16 protein-coding genes are annotated in these 21,433 nt (G+C 46.5%); 5 read left to right on the forward strand and 11 right to left on the reverse strand.

Annotated features, from left to right (window positions below):
- Positions 1–13 precede the first annotated feature (13 nt).
- The 4 genes from thrC to purD form a co-directional block, all read right to left on the reverse strand.
- Positions 14–1,321, reverse strand: a complete 1,308-nt coding sequence (thrC, locus tag A37S_RS0100220; protein ID WP_028295248.1) for a threonine synthase — start codon at positions 1,319–1,321, stop codon at positions 14–16.
- Positions 1,322–1,395: 74 nt separating this feature from the next.
- Entirely contained in the window at positions 1,396–2,331 is a 936-nt protein-coding gene (locus A37S_RS0100225) for a homoserine kinase (protein ID WP_028295249.1), read from the reverse strand.
- Positions 2,332–2,461: 130 nt separating this feature from the next.
- Positions 2,462–4,912, reverse strand: a complete 2,451-nt coding sequence (gene thrA, locus A37S_RS0100230; RefSeq protein ID WP_028295250.1) for a bifunctional aspartate kinase/homoserine dehydrogenase I — start codon at positions 4,910–4,912, stop codon at positions 2,462–2,464.
- A 293-nt stretch (positions 4,913–5,205) separates the two neighbouring features.
- A complete protein-coding gene (gene purD, locus A37S_RS0100235; RefSeq protein ID WP_028295251.1) occupies positions 5,206–6,483 on the reverse strand; it encodes a phosphoribosylamine--glycine ligase in 1,278 nt (425 codons plus the stop codon).
- Between the two features lie 166 nt (positions 6,484–6,649).
- Between purD and A37S_RS0100245 the strand changes: the two genes are divergently transcribed.
- Complete coding sequence (locus A37S_RS0100245; RefSeq protein WP_169719408.1) at positions 6,650–9,055, forward strand: SusC/RagA family TonB-linked outer membrane protein; 2,406 nt, start codon at positions 6,650–6,652, stop codon at positions 9,053–9,055.
- A 311-nt stretch (positions 9,056–9,366) separates the two neighbouring features.
- Here A37S_RS0100245 and A37S_RS0100250 read toward each other — a convergent pair whose 3' ends face one another.
- Positions 9,367–10,143 (reverse strand): MBL fold metallo-hydrolase, encoded by a 777-nt coding sequence (locus A37S_RS0100250; RefSeq protein ID WP_028295254.1) that lies wholly within the window; start codon positions 10,141–10,143, stop codon positions 9,367–9,369.
- 159 nt (positions 10,144–10,302) lie between these two features.
- Between A37S_RS0100250 and recJ the strand changes: the two genes are divergently transcribed.
- From recJ to A37S_RS0100265, 3 genes are all read left to right on the forward strand, one after another.
- Positions 10,303–12,006 (forward strand): single-stranded-DNA-specific exonuclease RecJ, encoded by a 1,704-nt coding sequence (gene recJ / locus A37S_RS0100255; RefSeq protein WP_028295255.1) that lies wholly within the window; start codon positions 10,303–10,305, stop codon positions 12,004–12,006.
- Positions 12,007–12,023: 17 nt separating this feature from the next.
- Positions 12,024–12,761, forward strand: a complete 738-nt coding sequence (gene lptB, locus A37S_RS0100260) for an LPS export ABC transporter ATP-binding protein (protein WP_028295256.1) — start codon at positions 12,024–12,026, stop codon at positions 12,759–12,761.
- A gap of 104 nt (positions 12,762–12,865) precedes the next feature.
- Entirely contained in the window at positions 12,866–14,380 is a 1,515-nt protein-coding gene (locus A37S_RS0100265) for a GH3 auxin-responsive promoter family protein (RefSeq protein WP_028295257.1), read from the forward strand.
- 53 nt (positions 14,381–14,433) lie between these two features.
- Here A37S_RS0100265 and A37S_RS0100270 read toward each other — a convergent pair whose 3' ends face one another.
- Genes A37S_RS0100270 through A37S_RS0100295 form a run of 6 tightly spaced genes read right to left on the reverse strand, consistent with a single transcriptional unit; the run spans position 14,434 to position 20,562 of the window.
- A complete protein-coding gene (locus A37S_RS0100270; protein WP_028295258.1) occupies positions 14,434–15,780 on the reverse strand; it encodes a DUF58 domain-containing protein in 1,347 nt (448 codons plus the stop codon).
- Between the two features lie 17 nt (positions 15,781–15,797).
- Entirely contained in the window at positions 15,798–16,772 is a 975-nt protein-coding gene (locus A37S_RS0100275; protein WP_028295259.1) for an AAA family ATPase, read from the reverse strand.
- Entirely contained in the window at positions 16,739–17,956 is a 1,218-nt protein-coding gene (locus tag A37S_RS23060; RefSeq protein ID WP_051292594.1) for a DUF4350 domain-containing protein, read from the reverse strand. The genes A37S_RS0100275 and A37S_RS23060 overlap by 34 nt, the downstream gene beginning before the upstream one ends.
- Positions 17,953–18,690, reverse strand: coding sequence for a DUF4129 domain-containing protein (locus tag A37S_RS25960; protein ID WP_084163696.1), 738 nt, complete (start codon positions 18,688–18,690; stop codon positions 17,953–17,955). Before A37S_RS25960 ends, A37S_RS23060 begins: the two co-directional genes overlap by 4 nt.
- Positions 18,691–18,703: 13 nt before the next feature.
- On the reverse strand, positions 18,704–19,591 hold the full coding sequence (locus tag A37S_RS0100290; RefSeq protein ID WP_028295260.1) for a hypothetical protein: 888 nt from the start codon (positions 19,589–19,591) through the stop codon (positions 18,704–18,706).
- A gap of 2 nt (positions 19,592–19,593) precedes the next feature.
- Positions 19,594–20,562, reverse strand: a complete 969-nt coding sequence (locus A37S_RS0100295) for a stage II sporulation protein M (RefSeq protein WP_036600754.1) — start codon at positions 20,560–20,562, stop codon at positions 19,594–19,596.
- 116 nt (positions 20,563–20,678) lie between these two features.
- Here A37S_RS0100295 and A37S_RS0100300 point away from each other — a divergent pair, with 116 nt between their 5' ends.
- Positions 20,679–21,413 carry an RDD family protein gene (locus A37S_RS0100300; RefSeq protein WP_028295262.1) on the forward strand — a complete coding sequence of 245 codons (735 nt, stop codon included), beginning with the start codon at positions 20,679–20,681 and terminating at the stop codon, positions 21,411–21,413.
- Positions 21,414–21,433: the final 20 nt, after the last annotated feature.

Below are 21,433 nucleotides of genomic sequence, written 5' to 3' on the forward strand. Positions count from 1 at the left end.
CGAGACAGATTTTTTAATTGTTCTCCTTCAAATAATTCTTGAAATCTTCAAAAGAAGCTTTTAGCGAACCTACCTTGCTTTCTCTTCCTTCCAGTTCTTTTACTTGTTCTGGAATCTCAATCTTGCTGGCCAGTTCCTGCGGGAATATGTCTGGAAATTTGCAAGCATGGGCCGTGGAAAGAAATACGGCCTCAAAATTGCCTACGTGGGTTTCTTTATAGGCCTTTGCGGCCAGATAGGCGATAGCCGTATGCGGGCAGGCAATGTATCGGTATTTTTTATACAGTTCGCCAATGCCTTTTAACGTGTCTTCATCTGTGTAGGTATAGGAGGAGACCACGGCCTTGAGCGACGATACATCTTGATCAAACAAATCCATAATACGCACCCAGTTGCTTGGATTGCCTACGTCCATGGCATTGGAATAGGTTTGCACCGATGGTTTTGGCTCGTATTTTCCGTTTTTCAGGAAGCGGGGAACGGTATCGTTCACATTGGTAGCAGCGATGAACTGCTTGACGGGCAAGCCCATTTTGTAGGCCAGCAGGCCAGCACCTATGTTACCGAAATTGCCGCTGGGGACGGAGAAGACCACTTCTTTGATGCCTCTCCTCAATAGCTGTGCGTAGGCGTGGAAATAATAGAAAGTCTGTGGTATCAGGCGGGCGATGTTGATGGAGTTGGCAGAAGTGAGCCTTAGTAGCTGGTTCAGTTCCCCGTCGTTGAAGGCCTCTTTCACCAAGGCCTGGCAATCGTCAAAGGTGCCGTCCACCTGCAAGGCTCGGATGTTCTGCCCATTGGTTGTTAGCTGTAGTTCTTGTATGGGGCTCACTTTGCCCTTTGGATAGAGAATAGTAACCCTTGTGCCTTCTACCCCCAAAAAGCCAAGCGCCACGGCACCGCCCGTATCGCCCGATGTGGCTACCAATACATCCAATGGTTTGTCTTCCTTGGCAGAAAAATAGGCCATGACACGGCTCATAAAGCGAGCACCGAAATCCTTAAAGGCCAAGGATGGGCCATGGAAAAGTTCTAAGACAGCAATTGCATCGCCCAAAGGCACCACGGGAGCATCAAAATTGATGGCATCGTCAATGATAGCATGCAGATCAGCGGAAGGAATATCGTCCCCGATGAGGGTATTGGCTACGGTAAAGGCGACCTCTTGTAGGCTATAATCTGCCAAGTTGGCTATAAATTCAGCAGGCAATGCAGGAATATGCTCGGGCATATAGAGCCCCTTATCGGCTGGTAAGCTGTTGAATACGGCATCTTTGAAAGATACCCTCAAATCTTTGTTGTTCGTACTGTATAGTTTCATTGTATCAGTTGTGAGTTATGAGTTGCCAGTTGTGTGGGTCGTGAGGTAATTTCTCACAACGCACAACACGCAACTCAGAGCATTTTAGGTCCTTCCGTATTTACCTTGGACACATAGGTGTTGCTTCCTATCCCTTTTTCATCGAGGTGGGCATGAATACATTTCGTCACCTCTTGGGCAATATCCCTGCTTCTTGTAAAGGCAAAGACTGATGGCCCGGAACCGGATATGCCAAAACCTAGCGCACCACACTTCAAGGCTACTTCGCGCATCTCGTAGAACTCAGGTATCAATATGGCCCTGGTAGGTTCTATCAGCACATCCTTCATGCTGCGTCCTATAAGACCATAGTCGTTGAGGAAAAGGCCGCTAACGAGCCCGGCGATATTGCCCCATTGCACCACGGCATCCTTTAGGTCCACCTTACTGCGAAGCATTTGTCTTGCCGCCCTCGTGGGAACGTCCACATGGGGGAACACGACGGCACAATGTAGCTCTTCTGGTACGTTTAGTTGTACTACCTCCAGTGGGTCATAGCTTTTTATCAAGGTGATGCCACCATATAGCGATGGGGCCACATTGTCTGCATGACCATGTCCACAGGCCAGTTCTTCGCCCTTCATGGCAAAAGGAAGCAGTTGCCTGGTAGTTAGCGGTTGTCCAAGCAATTGGTTGATGGCGAACAATCCCGCCACGGTGCTGGCGGCACTGGAACCCAGTCCGCTGCCTATGGGCATGTGTTTATGCAAGGTGATCTCCACGCCTATATCTTCTCGTCCCAAATGGGCCAGTACCATTTGCACACAGGCAGAGACCGTGTTTTTGGCAGGGTCGAGAGGTAGGCGGCCATCATCACCAGTGACTGCTTTGAGGTAGACTCCTGGCTTGTCAATACGTTCCATGATGACTTCATCGCCAGGTTCGTCCAAGGCAAGGCCCAATATGTCATAGCCGCAAACGAGATTGGCCACCGTGGCCGGTGCAAAGACATGTACGCTGTCCTTTTCCATGTTGTTTTTAGTTTTTTGTTGGAGCGTATTTCTATCCGCCCTTACGTTAATTGTACTTCCCATATAGTTTTATTGGTTGTCCTTTGTGTGACCATGTTGAGTCATAACTCACAGCCCACAACTGGCAACGCTAAAATGCTCCCACATTTACCAAATCGGCAAATACGCCTCCCGCGGTCACTTCAGCACCTGCTCCAGGCCCCTTTACTACCAGCGGACGTTCCTTGTAACGCTCCGTAGTAAAGGAAATGATGTTATCGCTGCCGGACATGCTGTAGAAAGGATGTTCCTCGCCCACAAATTCCAGCGCGATGGATACCCTACCATCCACCAGTTTGCCGATATAGCGCAAGACCTTGTTTTCTTTTTGGGCTTTAGTCTTTAGCTCATTGAAATAGCTGTCTTCCGCCTTTAGGGCATTGTAGAAATCATCTACAGACGCTGCCTCCATGCAGACTTTTGGCAAAATAGCACCCAGTACGACATCCGATTCTTCTATGGCGTAGCCTCCATCACGGGCCAATATCAGCATTTTCCGCATAAAATCTTTCCCACTTAGGTCATCTCTGGGATCTGGCTCCGTGAAGCCCAGCTCCTGCGCGGTCTTCACCACCTCATAAAAGGAAGCATCTCCCTTGAAATTGTTGAATATATAGGAGATCGTCCCGGACAAGATCGCCTCGATTTTCAATATTTTGTCACCGCTGGTCATCAGGTCATTTAAGGTACGCACGATGGGCAAGCCTGCCCCCACGTTGGTTTCGTAGAAATAATCCACGTTGTGCTTGCGCGCGGTTTCCTTCAGCTCCTTATAAAAAGTGTAATCCGATGAATTGGCGATCTTGTTACAGGTCACAATGGAGACATTGGTCTTAAAAATATCAAGATAATGTTTGGGCGGTTCTGGACTGGCGGTGTTGTCGATGAATACGCAATTGGGCAGGTTCATTTGTTTCATGCGCTGGACAAATGCCGCTAAATCTGCCGGTTCTCCGTGTTCGTCCAATTGTTCTCTCCATTTGTCAAAGGAGAGCCCATAGGTGCTGAAGAGCATTTTGCGGCTATTGCCGATACCTGCAATCTTGATTTCTATGTCGTTGTTTTCCAGCAAAAAGTCGTGTTGCTGATGTAATTGCTTGAGCAAGGTAGTTCCTATGTTGCCCGTGCCAAGGCAGAAGACATTGAGGGTTTTCTTGAGTTCTACAAAGAAGGCATCGTGTACGGCATTCAAGGCCTTTGCCAGGTCAGACTGGCTGATGATGACGGATATGTTATATTCAGAGGAGCCTTGTGCAATGGCCCTTACATTGATGCCGTTTCTGCCCAGGGCATGAAAGAGCCGGCCGGACATGCCCGGTGTTTGCCGCATGTTTTCGCCCACGATGGCCAATACGGAAAGGCCTTCTTCTATGAGCAAGGGGTTGAGCTTCTTGGCTTCCAGCTCCAGTTCAAATTCCTGCTCGATGATTTCTTTTGCATTCTGTGTATCGGCGGGATGTATGGCAAAGGTGATGCTGTGCTCGGAAGACGACTGCGTGATGAGAATGACGTTGATCTCATTGGTAGCCAGTAGAGAGAAAAGCTTGCCACTGAAGCCAGCCTTTCCCACCATGCCACTTCCCGAAATGTTGACAACACTGATAGCATTGATAGAAGATATTCCCTTGATAGGGTAATTGGTCTTTCCGCTGTCATATTGTATCACGGTGCCCGGAAAGCTCGGGTTAAAGGTATTGCGGATGACCAATGGGATCTTCTTCATGAAAGCAGGTACCATGGTTGGCGGGTAGATGACTTTTGCCCCAAAGTAGGAGAGTTCCATCGCTTCGGTATAGGAAAGGATGGGTAATGGAAATGCTTTCTTGACGATCCGCGGATCGGCAGTAAGCATGCCGTCTACATCTGTCCAGATCTCGATGGCATCTGCTCCCACTGCAGATCCAAATAGCGCCGCACTATAGTCACTGCCTCCTCTGCCAAGCGTAGTAATGCGACCCTGCTCGTTCGAAGCGATAAAGCCCGTGACAAAGAGCAGCCGATCTTCATGCGCTTGAACGAAATGCATGATGAGCTTCTCGGTCAAGTCGGTATTGACTCGTGCATTGCCAAATCTACTGTCGGTCTTGATCAATTGGGAAGCATCTACAAAAAGGCTTTCGGGGAAATGCTGCTCGGCAATCTTGCTGATTAAAAAAGTGGAGCAACGCTCGCCGTAGCTTAATATCAAATCTTTGCTTTGGGCACTTAGTTCGCGAAGACTGAATACGCCTTGCAGGAGATCTTCTAGCTCATTGAGGAAGATCTTTATCTGTGTAAATACGGGATTTTGATTTTTGATCTCGATCAGTTGTTTGATCACATCAAAATGACGTTGCTCTAATTCTTCCAAGCTGTTTTGAAAGCTAATACCTTCGGCAGCATCCTCCGCCATTTTGGTAAGTAGGTTGGTTACTCCGCTCATGGCAGAGAGCACCACGGTGGGACGCTCGCCTTGTGCGTAGCTTTGTTGGAGGATACCTATCAGGTTGTTGATGCTGGCAATAGATCCAACGGAGGTTCCTCCAAATTTTAGTACTTTCATCTATATTAAAGTAAAAATCAAAAAATAAAAAGTAAAAAACGCAACCGTTAAAAAAGTAACACTTAAGTCTCCGCTATTAAATCAAAAAAGGCGCTTCCGGTGAGGGAAGCGCCTATATCTTTTCGTTTAATACAACAATAGATTACTCCCCTCGCTGGCTTTTGTGCCCGATAATGGAAATAATAATCGTTGTGGTAATGTTAATCATTGCTATTTTTAATACGGCGGTAAAGTAAAGTTATTCTTTTCAAAGTTGCAAGAAGTTTGAGAAAAAAAATCGTTAATTCTTAAAACTAGTCTATCAAATCAAAGCCGATATCGCGCCTAAAGGCCTTGCCCTTGAAAAATACGCGACCAGCATCAGCGGTGGCCTGTTGCAGGGCGTCAAACAGCGTGTCCTTCAAAGCCGTCACCGCCAAGACCCTTCCACCCGCGGTTTTCACTTCATCGCCATCCTGTACGGTGCCTGCGTGAAATACCGTCGATTCCTTGATGTTCTCCAATCCGCTGATGGGCATGCCGTTCTCATAGTGCCCGGGATAACCGCCCGATACCAGCATGACGGTAGCGGCTGTCTTTTGAGATATCTGCAAAGTCTTGTCGGCAAGGTTTCCTTGGGCTACGCCTAGCAGTAGATCTACAAAATCGCTCTCTATGCGGGGCAATACGCTTTCCGTCTCTGGGTCGCCCATGCGTACATTGTATTCAATGACATAGGGCTCTCCTGCCGTGTTCATTAGCCCTATGAAGATAAAGCCCTTGTAGGGAATGCCGTCCTCCTTGAGTCCTTCTATCGTAGGACGTACAATACGCGATTCCACCTTGTCCAGAAACGTTTGATCGGCAAAAGGAACCGGGCTGACCGATCCCATGCCACCGGTATTGAGGCCGGTATCTCCCTCGCCAATGCGCTTGTAGTCCTTGGCAGAGGGGAGCAGCTTATAGCTGATGCCATCGGTGAGCACGAATACCGAAAGTTCTATCCCTTTCAGGAATTGTTCGATGACCACCCTGCTGCTGGCCTCTCCAAATTTGGCATCTGTCAACATGGCTTTCAATTCTTCCTTGGCCTCCTCCAGCGTGGTGCAGATGAGTACGCCCTTTCCTGCGGCAAGCCCGTCGGCCTTCAGCACGATAGGCAGGCTTTGGGTTTCCAGATAGGCCAAGCCTTCGTCCAGGCTGTCCTTGGTAAAAGTGGCATAGGCAGCCGTAGGGATGCCGTGACGCTGCATGAACTGTTTGGAGAAGTCCTTGCTGCCTTCCAGTTGCGCACCCGCTTGTTGCGGGCCGATAACGGGAATGGATTTTAACTTCTCGTTATTAAGAAAATAATCGTGAATACCTTTTACCAATGGTTCTTCTGGTCCTACCAACACCAAATCGATCCCTTCTTTCAGGCAAAGCGCCCCAATGCCTTCAAAGTCGGTGACTTTCAGTGCAACGTTTTTTCCGTACTGCGTGGTACCCGCATTGCCCGGAGCAATGAATAGCTGTGTGGTCAATGGGCTTTGTGCTATTTTGTAAGCAAAGGCGCTTTCCCGGCCTCCGGAACCAATCAAGAGAATATTCATTTTTAAAGTAAAAAGTAAAAACTAAAAAATCAAAAGGCCATGGCGCCATAACACCAGTGTCCGATTGTAAACTTTGGGCAAAGATATTTTTTTTAACGGTTTTTCTGCTAAGTTGTTAGAACTTTGGGGTTTGATTATTGTTAATATAATCTCAATGTATTTCATAATGAATAGGTTTTGTAGTTTATTGGTCGTTATTTTTGTCATGTGGTCCGCTACGGCAAAGGCACAGGACGGTATGGATGAGCTGTTGAAAAGGCTTACGAGCTATACGCGTGATTTGCCGCAAGAGCGTGTTTACCTGCATTTGGATAGAGATAGCTATAATGTAGGCGATAATCTTTGGTTCAAAGCCTACGTAACGACTAGCAATTACAACTTCCTTTCTGCCATCAGCAAGGTAATGTATGCCGAGCTGATAGGGACGCAAGATGAACTTGTAAGTTCCATCCGCCTTCCTGTTTTTTCGGGTCTATCAATGGGCGATTTTTCACTTGGTGATACACTAAAGCCGGGCATCTATAAAGTACGGGCATATACCAATTGGATGCGAAATTTCGACGAGCGCTATTTCTTTGAACGAGAAATAAGTATCGGTTCCTCTATGTCTGAAAAGAAAGAAAAAAAGGGTGCCAATTCCCTTCAATTGTATGCCGAAAGTGGCTTGCTGACCAGTGGAATAGCGAATAAGGTAGCGGTGGTAGCCAATGTAAAGCCGGGTATAGGGCAGGTAGTGCATGGACGTATAGTAGATGCTGATGACCATGAATTAGCCACTTTTGAAACGGGAGAACGCGGCATAGGATCTTTCTCTATAATACCCGAAGCAGAGGAACGCTATTGGGCCATAGTGCAGTTTGAGGGTGGAGAGGAAAAGCGATACGAGTTGCCGGAAGTGGAAGATGGATTTCACCTCACAGTAAACAATGACTTGGATTCGATGGTGATAGCCCAATTACATGCCCCGACAGCGGCAAAGCTGGGTACTCCTATCAATGTCGTGGTTCATTATCAAGGGCAGGTTTACTATGCGGTAAAAGGGAAGCTGGATACTTCCGAGGTCTTGGTACGCGTGCCGAGAAGGGCATTGCCATGGGGAGTGGCCACGATGTCTGTTTTGGACCAGGATCTAAATCTTCTGAGTGAACGTTATATTTTCAACGAAAACCCACTAGCAGAGCTCCCCCTGGAAGTGACTATAGGAAAAAAAGAATATAAACCTAGGGAGAAAGTAGATCTGGATATCATGGCCGGCCTTGCAAGCGATACTGCACGCTATGGGAGCTTCTCCATGTCGGTTGTAGCGATGAATAGGCTTGACAGTGCAGCAAGAGATAGCGCAAATATCTATTCGAGCCTGGTACTTTCCGAAGCTGTGAAGATTCCCATTAAAGATGCTGCCTACTATGTTGCAGACGGTCAGCAAGACCGAAGGCAAGAATTGGATCTATGGATGCTCACTATTGGCAAAGATGTGGGCTTTTGGGATACAATAAGAGAAAATAAGAAGCCTGCGATTACCTATCGTTCGGAAAAGCAACTGCAAGTGAGTGGATTGGTAACCCGTAAGGACGGCACTCCGGTGCCCAAAGCGCAGGTCACCATCCTTTCTACAAGGGGAAGTGATGCGGCGGTATTGGATACGGTGACCAATGACAGCGGACGCTTTTCCTTTGACAAGATACTGTTTTATGAAGATGCAGAATTTTTGGTACAGGCCAGGGACGAAAAAGGAAGGAGAAACGTGGAGGTGCAGCTCGATCAAGTGCCCAGTCAGAAAACCACGGCCAAGAGAAATGCTTCGGATGTAGCCGTTTCTTTGGATAGTTCGGTAGAAGATACGGTAAGAAGGCAGCAGCAATTGGACTACAATCCGAATGACAAAAGCATTTTGTTGCAGGAAGTAGAGGTGACGGCAGAACGGCCCAACCCCACCAAGCACTCGTCCAATCTAAACGGTCCAGGAAGGGCCGACCAGATTATTGCGGATGACAATCTTTTTATGACCTGTCCCACGCTCGATATATGCTTGCAGGGACGCCTGGTGGGTGTCATTTTCCAAAATGGAATACCCTATAGCACACGCTCCATGAATAGGCCTATGCAATTGATCGTGGATGGAATGTACATGGATGCCAATTTCCTTCGGGTATTGAACCCGAATGATGTGGCATCTGTGGAAGTGCTGCGTACCATTGGCAATACGGCTATCTACGGTACTTTTGGCTCGTCAGGAGTACTCATTATAACTACCAAGCGAGGAGATCACGAGCCAACGGGCGGGTTTGGCCAAAGAACAGCTGGTTTGGTGAGCTTTAGTCCTAGGGGGTATTATGCCGCAAGGGAATTTGTAATGCCCAATTACGCAGATAGCCTCTCAGTAGCGGCAACAGTGGCAAGGCAAAATGGTGCAACGATCTATTGGGAGCCAGGCTTGGTAACGGATAAGGATGGACATAGCGCTGTTTCCTTTTATACAACGGATGAGTTGGGGGTCTATATAATAAATATAGAGGGACTGGATTTGGAAGGGCGTCTGGCCAGAAAGAAAATTTATATCAAGGTTGAATGATTTTGTTTAAATAATTGTTTTTTAGATTGTTGCGTCAGTAAATGTGGAAAACTCAAAAATATGTTGAAAAGTTATTGGGAGATGGGCTGTTTGCAACATGAAAAAAATTGCCTAGATTTACTATCGTTAAAGGTTAATACTTTAAGGTCGCTGATGCGTTTTATTGATCTAACGCAGTGATGCGTCAGATCCAGTATCCTTGAAGGAACAAGATTTTTTTAATTGTTAATTCACGAAGCCGTTTTGCAGAAGAGAGCAGAACGGCTTTTGTGTGTGATAGCGGCAGCTTTTGTACTGCTTTTTGATGTCTGCTATTCTTCCACTGGAATAATCTTGAAAGCTCCGTCCTTGATCTCCACTTTGCCCATGGCTGCTCCCGTACTGTGATAGAACAAGCAGGTCCACCCTTCGGCGGCAGCCCTTTGCCCGTACTCTTCACGTAGGGTCATGGCCTTGCGGCCATCGTAGTCATACTTGGCCGAAAATTTCCTCAGCAACTGCTCGGGCTCGGCCCACTCGTCGCCTCCATAGAAATAGTGTTTGCCGTCTTCTACAAGATGGAATACCTGATGGTATGGCGTATGTCCTCCGCTATGCTCATAGCTTATGGTGCCGTTCACCTCTCCGTCCCCTTCCACGAGGATCAGGTTACCACTACGTTGCAAGACATCTAAGATTTCGGTCCTATAAGATGAAGACTGACTGCTATAGGCATTCTCCCATTCTCCCCGAGATACGATATAGTCTGCATCGGGGAAAGCCAAGCTCAATCTGCCGTCTTGTTCAATGACCATGCCGCTGGCATGGTCTTGGTGCAAGTGCGACATCAGTACCAGCGATACCTCTTGAGGATCGAAACCTAATTTCTTGATATTTTCATAGAGTACATACTGTCCCTTGTCGTTTTTATAACCAAGGCCTGTATCTATAAGAACCAGATCGCTGTCAGTCTGTATTAAAAAAGGATGCACATGAATAAAAATAGAACCTTTTCGATCCTTTTTATCGTCCTTTTCGGGATCAAAGGGAACAAATTTCTTAGAGCTATCAACCGAATAGGAGCCTTCGTAGAGCGAATATGCTTTCATCTATAAAGTAAAAATTAAAAAATAAAAACTAAAAAACCACCCATTGCTTGGCCCTGCCAGTCAGCGCAATAGGGCAAGAAGGTCTGTAAATGGAACATTAGTTTGGGCAAATATCGCTTCCATATCGTATATTTACAGATTGAATGGTGAGACAAAGATATGGAAAAAAGGTGGGTAGAACAGCCAAAAGGTAACAAGAAAGTCATTTCAAGACTAGCACAGGAGCTAAATATCGATCCTGTGCTGTCTACCGTTTTGGTGCAGCGTGGCGTCACCGATTTTGAGTCTGCCAAGGCCTTTTTCCGTCCCTCATTGCAAGACCTTCACGACCCTTTTTTGATGCGTGATATGGACTTGGCTATTGGCCGGATAGATAAAGCTATAGGCAATAAGGAGACAGTGCTCATCTATGGCGATTATGATGTGGATGGCACTACGGCCGTGGCCTTACTTTATATGTTTCTGCGCAATTATCATAGCCAGATTCTGTATTATGTGCCAGATCGCTATAAAGAAGGCTATGGTATTTCTCATCAGGGAATCGATTTTGCGGAGGAAAATGGGTGTAGCCTCATCATCGCACTCGATTGCGGAATAAAATCCTTGGAAGAGGTGGATTATGCCAAGTCGAAAGGGATTGATTTTATCATCGGAGATCACCATATGCCAGGAGAGGGCCTTCCCAATGCCGTGGCAGTCCTGGATCCCAAAAGAGCGGACTGCTCCTATCCTTTCAAGGAGCTGTCTGGCTGTGGTATTGGTTTTAAGGTGATTCAGGCATTCGTAAAAGCCAATGGACTGCAAGATTCTGAGGCTTACCAATACTTGGACCTGGTGGCAGTGAGTATCGCTTCAGATATTGTTCCGGTGCTGGGCGAAAATAGAGTATTGGCCTATTTCGGTTTGCAAAAGCTAAACCAGAACCCTTGCTGTGGGCTGAAGGCCTTGATAGATGTGGCTAGCAAAAAGGAAAACCTGACCCTAAATGACATTATCTTTCAAATAGGCCCCCGCATTAATGCCGCAGGGCGGATACACCATGCCAAAGGTGCGGTACAGCTGCTCACGGCAAAGACACTGGCCGAGGCGACCTCGTTCTGCGAGGTGGTGGATGGCCAGAATACCGAACGCAAGGATGTGGACATGCGCATCACCGCACAAGCCCTAGACAAGATAAGGAAAGACCAGTCGTTGATCAATAGAAAGACGACCGTAGTTTATCAGGAAGATTGGCATAAAGGGGTAATAGGCATTGTGGCCTCGCGTCTTACGGAGACATTCTATCGGCCTACCATCGTGCTCACCCGTTCAAATGGTCACGTGTCCGGTTCCGCTCGCTCGGTAGTTGGTTTCGATCTTTATGAGGCTTTGTGCGAGTGTCAGGACCTGTTTGAACAATTTGGAGGGCATAAATATGCCGCAGGGCTCACGATGAGCGTGGAAAATGTGCCGGCATTGCAGCAGCGTTTCGAGGAAGTAGTGTCGCAGCGCATCACTCCTGAACTGCTCAAACCCGAAATCTTGATCGAGTCTACGCTTCGATTGAAAAGCATTACGGGCAAATTTGTCCGCATTATGAGGCAGTTTGCACCTCATGGCCCCGAAAATCCAATGCCTATATTTGTCTCGAAGCAGGTATTTGCCGTGGGAGCAGCGATGATTGTAGGGATAAATCATGTCAAGATGTATATACAGCAGGAAGACTCCCCCGTATTTCCGTGCATTGGTTTTGGCTTGGCAGAACATATCGATGGGATCAACAAAGGTTTACCTTTTGATATATGCTATACGATAGAGGAAAATGTATGGCGTGAAAAGCGTACTTTGCAGCTCCATGTAAAGAGCCTTAGGTTTTATCGATGAATTACTTATAAAAGAGAATGATTTTAAAGGCCGAACACTTAGTAAAAAAATATAAACAGCGAACTGTTGTGAATGATGTGTCTTTTTACGTCTCACAAGGTGAAATTGTTGGTCTTCTAGGGCCTAATGGCGCGGGAAAAACGACATCGTTCTATATGATTGTTGGCCTGATAAAGCCCAATGATGGACACGTCATGTTGGATGAAGAGGATATTACGGAAGATCCCATGTATCGCAGGGCACAGAAAGGCATTGGATACTTGGCACAGGAAGCTTCCGTTTTCAGAAAGCTTTCCGTAGAAGATAACATTATGGCCGTGTTGGAGATTCATCACCACAATAAGGAAGAGCGAAAGCAGCGTCTAGAGGAGTTGATCAATGAATTTAGCTTAGGAAGAGTGCGCAAAAATAGGGGAGACCTGCTCTCTGGAGGAGAACGCCGCAGAACGGAAATAGCGCGCGCCCTGGCGGCAAACCCTAATTTCATTTTGCTTGACGAACCCTTTGCTGGTGTGGATCCGATAGCTGTAGAAGAAATACAGACGATAATTTATAAATTAAAGCACCGGAATATAGGTATACTCATAACGGATCACAACGTGCAGGAAACCTTGTCCATTACCGATAGGGCTTATTTGCTTACTGAAGGAAAGATTATGCTAGCCGGTACGCCAGAAGAGATTGCGGTCAATGAAATGGCAAAAACTTATTATCTGGGGCAACACTTTGAGTTGAAGCGGAAGAAATTGGGGTGACTTTTGAGTTGCCAGTTGTGCGATCTATAGATGTCCTAGGCTTTGGTCTTTAAGCTTTGGTCTTTATTTCTAACTTTGACTTTTTAATTTTGACTTAAACGTATATGGCCTTAGTCAATTCAATCATCACATGGATCATGAAGAAAAGGATCCATCAGATTGAGCTTTTCATGAAATACCCGCACGATGTGCAGGAAGAATGGTTTCAGAGTCTCATATCTACCGCGCAAGCTACGGAATGGGGCAAGGAGTACGACTATGAGTCCATACTCTCTCCAGAGGTTTTCAAGGAGCGGGTGCCTATTCAGGATTATAATTCGTTGAAGCCCTATATTGACCGCATGATCCGTGGAGAGCAGAATATCCTGTGGCCTTCCACCATCAAATGGTTCGCCAAATCCTCGGGCACCACCTCAGACAGGAGCAAATTTATACCCGTGAGCGAAGAAGCTCTGGAAGACTGCCACTATCAAGGGGGGAAGGACATGATTTCCATCTACTGTCATAACAGGCCCGAGTCGCAGATATTTACCGGAAAAGGAATCGTACTTGGAGGAAGTCACAAGATCAATACCATTGGCAATGGGGAGAGCAGCTCGGGCGACCTTTCGGCCATTCTGATCAGCAACCTGCCCTTTTGGGCTGAAATGATGCGCACGCCCGATATCGAAACGACGCTGAACCCCAATTTTGAGGAAAAGCTGGAGAAAATGGCCCACCTCACCATTAAGGAAAACGTTACCAATCTTTCAGGTGTGCCCACATGGAATGTGATCTTGGCACAAAGGGTGCTGGAAATCACCGGAAAGGACAACCTGTTGGAAATATGGCCCAATCTGGAGCTATACCTGCACGGAGGAGTTAGCTTCAAGCCGTATAGGGAGCAGTTCAGGAAGTTTATTCCCTCGGATAATATGTATTACCTGGAGAATTACAATGCCTCGGAGGGCTATTTTGGTATTCAGGATCAGGCCGATTCCGATGAATTGCTGCTGATGCTTGATTATGGGATTTATTATGAATTTCTCCCCATGGAGCATATTCTTGATGAAAACCCCAAGACATGCGGCTTGCACGAGGTGGAGCTCGATAAGAATTATGCGCTTATCATTTCCACCAATGCGGGGCTTTGGCGCTATATGATAGGCGATACCATTAAATTTACTTCCCTGAGCCCCTTTCGCATCCAGATAACGGGCAGGACCAAGCATTTTATCAATACTTTTGGCGAAGAGCTCATCGTAGATAATGCCGACGATGCCCTTCGCGCTGCCAGTCTAGCTACTGATGCCATTGTGGGCGACTATACCGCAGGGCCAGTCTATTTTCACGACAAGCAGGCGGGGGCGCACGAATGGATTATCGAATTCACCCAAGACCCCAACGATATGGGTAAATTTAAGGAAGTGCTCGACAATACCTTGCGCGAGGTTAACTCGGACTATGACGCCAAGCGAAATAACAACCTCGCTCTTTCCGAACCTATTGTCCACGTGGCACCAGCTGGCACGTTTTATGCCTGGATGAAGCAAAGAGGTAAGCTGGGCGGTCAAAATAAAGTGCCTCGCCTGGCAAATGAAAGAACCTATCTGGAACAGTTGCTGCCACTTTTGAAATAGTTTCTTCGTCGCTAGTGTGCCCATGCAACTGACAATTGGTAACTCACAACTAATTAAATAGCTTGCTTAGCTTTCAATTCCAGGTACTTATTGATGGTATTAATGGTGAGCATCTCTGGAGGGGTGAGAATAGACTGAATGCCGTGGCGAAGTAGTTCCTTGCTGATCAGCTTTTTCTCGTAGATGAATTTCTCGGCGATGGTTTTGTGATAGGCCTCTCTAAGGCTATGAGATGCCTTGCCGCTCATATTGCTGAGTTCCGTATTTTCGAAAAAGACCACTATCAGTAGGTGGAATTTGGCCATGCCCTTCAGATAGGGCAATTGCCTGTTCAGTGCAGACATACTCTCGAAATTTGTAAAGAATAGCAAAAGACTGCGCTGGTGGATATGCCTGCGGATATTGGCATAGAGCAGTTCCATGTTGCTTTCCAGGTATCGTGTCTTCTCCTTGTACAGCACATTCATGATGCGCTGCAATTGCGAAGTCTTGTTGTCGGCCGCGACCAATGTGCCCATGCGTTCCGATATCGTGATAAGTCCCGTCTTGTCTTCCTTTTTGAGTACGACCCGTGAAAGTGCCAAGGAGGCATTGATGGCATAATCGAGCAAACTCAATCCATAGAAAGGCATTCGCATGGCTCTCGACTTATCGATGATGCTATAGACGTGCTGGGCCTTTTCGTCTATATAAGAGTTGACCATAAGGTTACCTTGCCTGGCAGTGGCTTTCCAGTTGACCGTCCTATAGTCATCGCCTTTTACATAGTTCTTTATCTGGTCAAACTCCATGCTATGCCCTAATCGGCGTATCTTTTTGATGCCATAATCGCTTAGCCGATTGGAGATGGCCATCAGTTCATATTGGCGCAAATAAAGGAAAGAAGGGTATACGGGAACCGTTTTGCCCATATCATAATTAAAGCGCCTTTGAACAAAACCGATGGTCGATTTTACGTATAACCTCAAGCTGCCAAAGCTATACTCGCCCCGCTTGGTGGGCCGTAAGGTGTAAGCGATGGATTTGGTTTTCTTGGTCCCTAGGTGAGTGCTTTCCCACATGTTCCTTTTCTGGAACTGCTCGGGAACCTCATCTATGATACCTATCTGTACGTTAAAAGGATAAAGATTGGATAGCTCTATGCGTACCTCGTTCTCGTCCGAATTGCTCAGTCTTTCTGGGCATACCCGCCTTCCCAATACCTTTCCTCGTTTTTGGAACAGGAGAAATAAATCCAGGACTAGGGCAAGCACGATGCTAAAAAACATTAAAAAAGGCAAGGTACTCAGCCATGGATAAAAAAAGGAAAGGATAAACAACACGACATTGCCGCCCAGCAGCCAAAAAAGGCGTGGGCAGAGAAACAGGTCGGTATAAAACAGGTTAAAGGCTTTCTTCATCGCTATCGTCCCTTTGCTTATCTGGGTACTTCCATGTTCTTGATGATACCGTTTATGACGTCATCGGGCAATACACCCTCCATTTCCTTTTCCGGCTGCAGCATGATGCGGTGGCGCAGCACTGATGGCGCCACGAAAGCGATGTCGTCTGGCGTCACAAAATCGCGATCACGCATGGCGGCAATAGCCTTGGCGCTGTTCACAATAGCCAGGGAGGCCCGTGGAGACGCCCCAAGGTATAGCGACTTGTTGTTTCGTGTTTGATGGACCAATTTGGCTACGTATTCCAAGAGCTTATCTTCTACGTGAAGTTCCTTGACCATTTTTCGGTATTCCCTGATCTGTGCGATACTGAGTACGGGATCAACGCTTGCCAGCGATTCTTTGGTGGACTGCTGATGATGCATAGTCAGTATTTGGGTTTCCTCCACTAGGGAAGGATAATCCACTTCTATCTTGAACAGAAAACGGTCCAATTGCGCTTCCGGAAGGCGATAAGTGCCTTCTTGCTCCACCGGGTTTTGCGTGGCCAGCACAATAAAGGGCTCGTCAAGCAGGTAGGTGGTCCCGTCTATGGTGATCTGTCTTTCTTCCATGACCTCAAAGAGGGCCGACTGGGTTTTTGCAGGGGCACGGTTTATTTCGTCTACGAGCACTACATGGCCAAATATGGGGCCACGGCGAAACTCAAAGGAGGTATTGGAAGGGTTGAATATGGAAGTTCCCAATACATCGGCAGGCATCAGATCGGGCGTAAATTGAATACGGCTAAAGGTTGCCGCTATGCATTGTGCCAGCAGCTTGGCGCTTAAGGTCTTGGCAACACCTGGCACCCCTTCTATCAACAAGTGTCCGTCGGCCAATATGCCTGCCAGCAGTAAATCTATTAGGTTGTCTTGACCTACAACCACTTTCGCCACCTGTCCTTTAATTTGCTGTATGGAGTGCTGCAAGGCACTTAGGTCTTTTCTTTTTTCAAATTCTTGTTCCATATGATTATTTTGGATTGTTGGTAGAAGCTGTCTATATCATTGCTAAAGGCTATCAATTCATCATCATTGGGGTATTTGCCCTTGTTTATCTCATCTATTTCTTTGCAAATACGAGCAATGAGTGTGGTATCCACCCCGGATCTTGCGGCTAAGGTACTGATAAACTCGCGGTTCATATGATTGGTCCTCAGGCCATAGTTGCTACGGATGTTTTCCATAAAATAAACCGTTTTTTTATGGGCAATATCTTTGTTGTTGTGCTGCTGTACATAAATATCCCCTATCACCCTGATAAACTCCAATGTGGTATTGGGCATAGGATCTTTTATGGGGATGATTCTTTGACGGCGCTTCATGTCGTATATTACGAACAAAATGACCGCTATGAGCGCGATATAATATGCCCAGCTAAGCGAGGTGTACCGGTAGAGCACCGAAAACAGGTCTGTGTCGCCTTCTCTGCCCCTAGTCTGAAACTCGTCCAGCAGCAGTGGCCGGTGCTTGGCTATGTAGCTCAGGGCTTTTGCGGCAAAGTCCATGCCCCTTGGCTGCAATAGGGCGTAGTTACTGAAAAAATCTGGAGAGGACATGAAATAAAAATTGCCCAAACCGTGGTTTATCTTGATGAAGATGGGATCACCATTTGCATTGGTGGCAAGGACGGAAGTGCTTGTCGTATCAATTTCTCCAAAGTAGCTATTGCCCAAGTTATGGTCGTATACGTAAGGTTGCTCTTGATGGAAATGGGAGTTGGTGAAGTTAAACTTCGAGGAGGGACCTTCAAAAGGACTGTTGTTGAATTTGATGGTGACCTTTAGGGAGTCCAATATGGCTTTGGGCAAGCGTTTTGTGGCCAAGAAAATGTCGTTTCCCTGTTTCATGGCCCTTTTGGCTATGCTGTATTCTGTTTCGCTCATTGTCACCTCTGGTGCAATGATAAGTAGATTGAAGTGTTGATCGTATTGTTGTTGGATGGTTTGATACAGTGATTTTCTAGACAGGCGGACCTTGTCGCTGTGTTGTTGCGTTAACTCCTTATACAAGATATAGGTGCCAAAGGGGATTTTGTCCGTCCGCTTGAAACTGGGTGTCCAGTCAATGCGGCTGGGCATCCTATATTGCACGTAGAGATATGCTAGGAGCAGCAGGGATAAAGATATGATATAGATCCTGAGGCCTTTCATTTAACAGTGCTATTGAAGGTAGTGAACTCCTGTTGCAACTGGGCAAACCGTTCCGAAGATACCGGGAAGCCACCGTACCAGGTAAATTCAAATTGCCTGGTAAGGCGAGAAAAAGGGGCTTTTAGCGTATTTTGCTTCAGCTCCCGAATATAGGTGCTGTTTGTCTTTCCCGGCTGCCATTCAATCTGCTGCGCATCTGTCAGTGCTTTGAGGCTCTGGAGATAGAGGATACGTATGGCCAGCCGGTAATCTGCTTGTTGTAGTGCTGTTTGAAACTCGTGCTCGAAGTCGATTTCATGAATATTTTCTATGTCGGTTTCTACATCATGGGTCGTTGTACTGTCCTTCTCAAGGAAGCGCATCAAGCTCATGCCATTCATTCTGAGAAGGAGGTACACGAGCGTGATGGCCCCAATCAAAATGAGCCCCCATTTGATGATGGGGCCAGTTTCCTTGTTGTCAAATAACACACGGAGCATATCCCATAGCCAAAGCTTCATCTTGTCCCACCAGGATGTGGGAATTTCCTCCTCCTGATAATGAAACGCAGACTGCTTTAGGTAATTGTCCATATGCGTACTGTCCAGCTGAACCCATTGTTTCACGAATGAGCTGTCGTTCCTTGTAGCATACAGTGGCCCAGCCTCGGCTTGAACCTTTGTTGTCCCGAAAAGCAGGGGAAGGAACAGAAAGGCCAAAAGGCGCATAAATATGTAAAAATCACATCTCGACATAAACCTGCCAACATTAGTATTCTTCCTTAGGTAGATCGCCGTCACGGCTATCCTCGTCACTGCCAAATCGCTCTATCCTATCCATGAGTCCCACGCTTTCCTTTTCTTCCCTCAAGGAGAAATAGCATAGTGTAGATGCTATAGACATAAATACATAGGTCAGCTGTCCAAAGGAGGCGATGAGAGAGGCCACGACGGTGAGCCCGTTTGCAAGCCAGCCCTGGCCTTTAAAAAAGACGCTGAAAATGGTTATGAACATGCTGGGTAACATGAAAATGTACGTACACATGGAGGTTACCAAAGTGGCCAAAAGCAGTGTGCCAAAGGTTTTCCACCATTTTTCCCGTATAAGTGTCCTGCCACGGTCGAAAGCACTGCCTATGCCCGTGTTCTCAAATACCATTATCGGATAGGCCAAGGTGAGTATGGGAAATAAATAGATGCCCGGAATAAGACAGAGGAAGATACCGATAAAAATAAGGATACTAAAAGCAATAGTGGCAAGCAAGTATTTCAAAAAGAGTCCTTTGAAAATGTACCACACATGCTGTATCGTTACTTGATGCCCAGGGTTGTCATCATAGGCTTTCAGGTAGCTCAAGGTTGCCAAGGTGACGCAAGAAACAGTCAACATGGTGAAGAAGAGATATAGAAAATAAGGAATTCCGAAAAGCAGGGCATTTACATTGCTTCCGTTGCCCATGCTGCCATATATTTGGATAGCCTGAATCTGATAGATGGAATTGGATGCCCAAGAGCCAAGCATGAATATGCCTGCAAGCACCAGTACGGTGCTAAACAGGCTTTTTGGTTGCTGCGAAATAAAAGCAAAGCTATCGCTGATAATCTGTCCGAAATCCCGCTTCTGTCTAAATGCTATTGGTTCCTTGTTCAATGCCATGACTATTGTTCGTTTAGGTGATCTATTTTCGTTGTTTTCAGGTATATCTTCCTTGGGTATACGGCCACATACCAAATGATGAAGGCGGCCGAAGAAAGCAGGATGAACGCACTAAGCCACGTGGGCATTTCCGTATGTCTGGTGACAAAAGATTCCAGCAGTGCCGCGATAATGAAAACTGGAACTAGGCCTATGATCATCTTGATCCCTTCTTTCGCTGCCTGTTTAACGGCGTATAAACGGGTATAGGTTCGTGGAAAGAGCAGCCCTTTGCCCAGCACCAGACCGGCCGCGCCAGACACGATGATGGCGGCTATCTCCAAGGTGCCGTGTATCCAGATAACGAGTACCGATTCGACACCAAGCTGATGGCTGTAAAAGAAATACTGGAATGCACCCAACATGACGCCGTTATATACGAGCAATACTACGGTGCCTACCCCTCCCAATATACCCAAGAGGAACGCAAAGAAAGACACCTTGACATTGTTTGATGCAATGAGGAGGAACATGGGCAAGGGATCCATTGAACTGTAAACTCCGAATGGCTGGCCCTTTGCGATGTTGTCCAGTGTCATATCTACATAAGCGTCGCCCAAAATGAGGCGCACGAAGGTGTCATCGAGTGCCGATGACAGCAAGCCAATGAGAAAGAAAATGCAAAAAGAGACAAAGGCATAGAGCAATTGCTTTCTGCTATGATAAAACACCAAAGGCAGTTCTTCTTTCCAAAAACGCAGTAACCGGTCTTTTTTTTCCGGTTTTGTTTTGTATATGGCTTGATGCAACCGATAGGCCAATCCATTTAGGTAGCTGGTCGTTTTGGACTTAGGATAAAATGTTTTGGCAAAGGAGAGATCGTCCGTCACTTCGATAAAACGCGATGCTATCTCATCTGGATTTTCGGTAGGGATCGATTCGTAATTTTCCCATTTCGAGGTGTTTTTTTTTACAAAAAGAGCTTCTCTCATACCTGGGCAAATCTTGTTTATGTACTTTTGGCTTATGGGTAAATATGGCATAAAAATAAAAAAAATATCTATAGATTTAGGGCATCTTTTATATTTTAGCATGAATTTCCCCTTGCATGAATACGATTAGTGTCAATACTACTCAAAATGTTTCCATAGCTTATGACGTTGCCGGAATAGGCGAGCGGTTTTGGGCTCGTTTGATAGACTTTGGTTTCATGGTCGTTGTGTTTATGTTCTTTGGCCTCATAGCCAGTTTTATGGAAGGTTATATTGGGAGGTGGGTTACCTATACCGTGTCCGGGCTATTGATGGTCACCTTTGTGTTCTATGATTTTATAGCCGAGTATTTCTACAATGGGCAAAGTGCCGGAAAATACCTGATGAAAATCAGGGTTATTAGCTTGGATGGCTATCAGCCCAGTGTGGGGCAATATCTTTTGCGATGGGCCTTCCGTTTTGTGGATTTTACCATTTCCATGCAAGTTGGCGGACTTATTGCTGCGGCTATCACGCCGAACAAGCAACGTATTGGGGATATCGTAGCGGGAACTACCGTTATTCGCACGGTACCGAGGGCCAAATTGGAAGATGTGGCCTTCGTGCAAAATGAAGAGACGGAAAGCTATGTGCCACGCTTCCCTGATGTGATAGCACTGAATGATGGAGAAATCGGATTGATACATGAGGTGATTACCGATTTCAACAGCTCGGGAAACAACCTATTGGTCTATAAAATGGCTGTAAAAGTTCAAAAAGCATTGCACCTGGATCAGCCGCAAGACCTGGATGAGCTTGCTTTCTTGAAACAGGTGGTAAAGGACTATGCTTTCCTTACGTCTAGGGAGTAAGGATATGGAAGATGTCTACA

It is taken from the genome of Olivibacter sitiensis DSM 17696, assembly GCF_000427965.1.
Taxonomy (GTDB): domain Bacteria; phylum Bacteroidota; class Bacteroidia; order Sphingobacteriales; family Sphingobacteriaceae; genus Olivibacter; species Olivibacter sitiensis.